Source organism: Winogradskyella damuponensis, from assembly GCF_039538385.1.
Lineage (GTDB): Bacteria > Bacteroidota > Bacteroidia > Flavobacteriales > Flavobacteriaceae > Winogradskyella > Winogradskyella damuponensis.
Genome location: NZ_BAABCB010000048.1, coordinates 1 through 3,836 on the forward strand (window position 1 = coordinate 1; position 3,836 = coordinate 3,836).

At 33.6% G+C, this 3,836-nt stretch carries 3 protein-coding genes; 1 reads left to right on the top strand and 2 read right to left on the bottom strand.

Features of this window, described 5'->3' with window-relative positions:
• Together ABD730_RS17200 and ABD730_RS17205 are read right to left on the bottom strand one after the other, a co-directional pair.
• The coding region (locus tag ABD730_RS17200) for a hypothetical protein (RefSeq protein ID WP_344716129.1) at positions 1–588 on the bottom strand (588 nt) is incomplete at its 3' end.
• A 106-nt stretch (positions 589–694) separates the two neighbouring features.
• Positions 695–1,597 carry a NifU family protein gene (locus ABD730_RS17205; protein WP_215927815.1) on the bottom strand — a complete coding sequence of 301 codons (903 nt, stop codon included), beginning with the start codon at positions 1,595–1,597 and terminating at the stop codon, positions 695–697.
• Positions 1,598–1,780: 183 nt separating this feature from the next.
• Between ABD730_RS17205 and ABD730_RS17210 the strand changes: the two genes are divergently transcribed.
• Positions 1,781–3,836, top strand: a 2,056-nt coding sequence (locus ABD730_RS17210; RefSeq protein WP_344716130.1) for a choice-of-anchor L domain-containing protein, incomplete at its 3' end; no start/stop codon positions are given.

Below are 3,836 nucleotides of genomic sequence, written 5' to 3' on the forward strand. Positions count from 1 at the left end.
ATCTTTTCGTTTCTGAGGTAATAAAGACACTTTATCTCCTTGTCTGTAATAATAAACATCACTTAACCTTTTAAACTCTGCAGGTTTTATTTTTTCATAACTATTAGATGGTGGCTTTCTATCATAGAATTTAACGAGCTCTTCTTTTAAAAGAGCCAATGAGTCATTTTCCATTAATACTACAAGAAAACCGCATTTAGAAACATTTTCCTTGTTTGTATAACTATGTGTTTTATATACTTTATTACTTTGTGTAAATGTTAATTCTAAATTTTTAGTATTATCAAGAGCAATGGTGTCGTTTTCTCGCTTGAGCTGCATTTCCCCTAGATTTGCATTATAACGGGCTAGAAAAACCCTATTACCAAGTTTTTTAAATTTTACAAGTTCAAATTCATCATTTATAAAAGGTGAACCATTGGCATTTGCTAAATTTGCGCCGTTAAGTAACATATTATGCTGAACTTTATCAATTCTACTCGATAGAGTCTGGCCCTCAGTACTTCGTCTCGTTGTTTGTGCGTAATTTGCTTCTGTAATTATTAAACAGAAAGTTAGTGCAAGAATATAATATCTATTTAGTTTCAAAATTTTTAGGGTTAGGGTTTATGTTCTAAATATATAAAAAAAAATATTCAGATTCTGAAAATCAAACACATAAAATTTAATTTTGTCACTATAATGTTAATATATGTCAGCCATTTATAGCATCTACTGTAATAGAATTGTCATTTAACATGTCTTTTAACATCGTTTCAATACCATTTTTTAAAGTAAATGTAGATGAAGGACAGCCGCTACATGCACCTTGTAGTAATACTTCTACCTTTTTTGTCGTAGCATCATAAGATTTGAATTCTATATTACCACCATCACTTTCTACGGCAGGTTTTATATATTCTTCAAGAATATTGACGATGTTTTTGGAGGTGTCGTCTAAAGCTTCAAATTTTTGCTCAATGGCTTCTTCTGTCTTTTTCAACTGTTTTGGAGCATCATCGTTTAGAATTGTTTTACCGTCTTCAACATAAGATTTTAAGAATTCTCTAAGTTGAAGTGTAATGTCTTCCCATTCAATAATATCAAACTTCGTAATGGAAATAAAGTTTTTTTCCATAAACACATTTTTTACAAATGGAAATTGAAATAATGCTGTGGCCAAAGGTGATGGTTTAGCCTCTTCAATTGATGTAAACTCGTATATGTTTGGAACCAAAACTTTGTTACATACAAATTTTAAAACTCCAGGGTTTGGTGTGCTTTCTGCATAAATGGTAACAGCAGCTTTAGGTTTTATAGCTTCTTCAGAAACTACAAGTCCATCTTTAGATAAATAGTCTTCAATTTGTGCTGCAACTTCATCTTGTACATCTTTCCACTCAACAATATTATAGCGTTCAATAGCAATAAAATTTGAAGCGATATAAACCTTTTTTACAAAGGGAAGATAGAATAATTGTTGTGCTAATGGTGAGTGCTTAGCGTCGTCTATATTGTTGAATTCAAAGCTGTTGTGATTGGTTAAAAATCGATCAGCTTCAAATTTTAAAATAGTGTCATTAGAGGTTGGGACTATGGATATTTTTGTATGTGCCATCTTTTTATTTGCAAAAGTATGAAATATCAGCATGAAACGTTCATCCTTTAGATGATGTTTTATGTCTGTATTTTGAAGTCAATTAATATAATTTTATTAAATTTCGAGATTCAATGATAATAAGACAATAACTTAAGCTTTTAAAGGTGTAGGTTTATTGTTAATTAATTGACCAAACCAGCTATGAAAAATACCCTATATCTAATCGTCTTTCTATTTTCAACTATTGGCTTTTCCCAAGATATTTTGATGCAAAATGGTACATTTATGCGATGTGCTCCTGATAAATTTTTTGACTCAGGTGGTGAGTTTGGTAATTATGATGATGATGAAGATCTAGTTACAACTATATGTCCACAAAATGAAGATGAATTTATTATAATTAATTTTACCGAGTTTACTACACAACTTAATCAAGATGTGTTAACTATTTATGATGGGGACGATATAACTGCAGATGTTATTGGTACATATTCTAGTGCTGTGTCACCCGGAATTGTTTCTGCTTCAGACTCTAATACGTCTGGATGTTTAACGTTTGCTTTTTCTAGTAATGGATCAGGTAATATTAATGGATGGGAGGCCGAGATTTTATGTGCCACCCCATGTCAAGATATTGTAGCTTCAATAGATAGCAGTACTCCAGCCCCTAATGCCACAGGAGTTATAGGCATATTACCTGGTGATTCTGTCGATTTTTCTGGTAGCGCGGCATTTTCTGTTGATGGTACAGATGCTCAGTATAGTTGGAATTTTGGAGATTCAAATACAGCGTCAGGTACTGATGTTTCTAATGTTTTTACTACCCCAGGGACTTATACTGTAACGTTAACAGTTACTGATAATAATCCGCAAGTCTGTTCGGATTCAACTACAATTACCGTTTTTGTTTTAGGCCCTAATGTAGTTGTCGATCAAGATATTTTTACTCCAGAAGAATTAATAGAAGATGTTTTAATTGACAGTCCATGTGCGTCAGTATCAAATATTATAGCATCAACTGGAATTAATTTTAGCCCAACAGAACCAAATGGTATCGGTTACTTTTTTAGTAATGGAATTGATTTCCCTTTTGAAGATGGATTATTACTTACAAGTGGTGATGCTAGTGAAGCTGGTGGACCAAATACATTTTTGGGTGACGGATCAGGAGCATGGCCTGGAGATGATGATTTAGATGACGTTGTTGGTATTGAGTCAAACAATGCCTCTTTTATCCAATTCGATTTTGTGCCTCTTGCAGATAGTATCAGTTTTGATTTCTTAATGGCTTCAGAAGAGTATGATATGGGTGGTTTTGAATGTACTTTTTCTGATGCGTTTGCGTTTTTGTTGACGGATTCTGAGAGTAATACTACTAATTTGGCTGTCTTGCCAGGTACAACAACTCCTATTTTAGTAACAAATATACATCCCGATAATGGTGCTTCATGTGGTGGTATTAATGAAGAGTACTTTGGTGCTTATACTCCTAGTGGTGGACCGCCAATATCTTTTGATGGTAGAACGGCCGTTTTTACAGCGCAAGCCGATGTTATACCTGGTGAAACTTATACAATAAAATTGGTTGTTGCAGATGATAGAGATAATACCTATGATTCAGGAGTCTTTATTAAAGCAGGTAGTTTTAATTTAGGTGGAAATTTAGGTGATGATATTACCATTGTTGCAGGTACTGCGGAGTGTGATGGTACAGAAATTGTTTTAGATACAGGTCTTGAATTAGCAACTCATGTGTGGTATAAAGATGATGTTGAAATATCAGGTGAAGTCTCTTCTACATTAACAGTTACTGAGCCAGGAATTTATTATGCTAATTTTGATTTTGAAGGAGTGTGTACTGGATCAGCAGATCCAATACTAGTTGAATTTAAAGATAGCCCTGTTGCTGGTACGCCTCAAAATTTATCAATATGTAGTGCTACAGGTATAGAACAATTTAATTTATTAGAAAACGATGATGATATTTTAGGGACACAGGATCCTACAGCTTTTTCTGTGAGTTATCACCTTACAGAACAAGATGCTATCGATAATGTAGGCGCATTAACAAGTCTGTACACAAATATTTCTAGTCCTCAAACTATTTGGGCACGTTTGGCAGATAGTACCCAAACTTGTATTGATACAGTGTCATTCTCATTATCTGCTGCCGGCCAACCAACCATCAACCCAGCACTAGATTTAGAATTATGTGATGATTTAAGTAATGATGGTTTTGAAGAGTTTGATTTAAGCG

Excerpts from the sequence above, each read along its gene's own strand:
- ABD730_RS17205 (WP_215927815.1), bottom strand. The coding sequence starts at position 1,597 with ATGGCACATACAAAAATATCCATAGTCCCAACCTCTAATGACACTATT.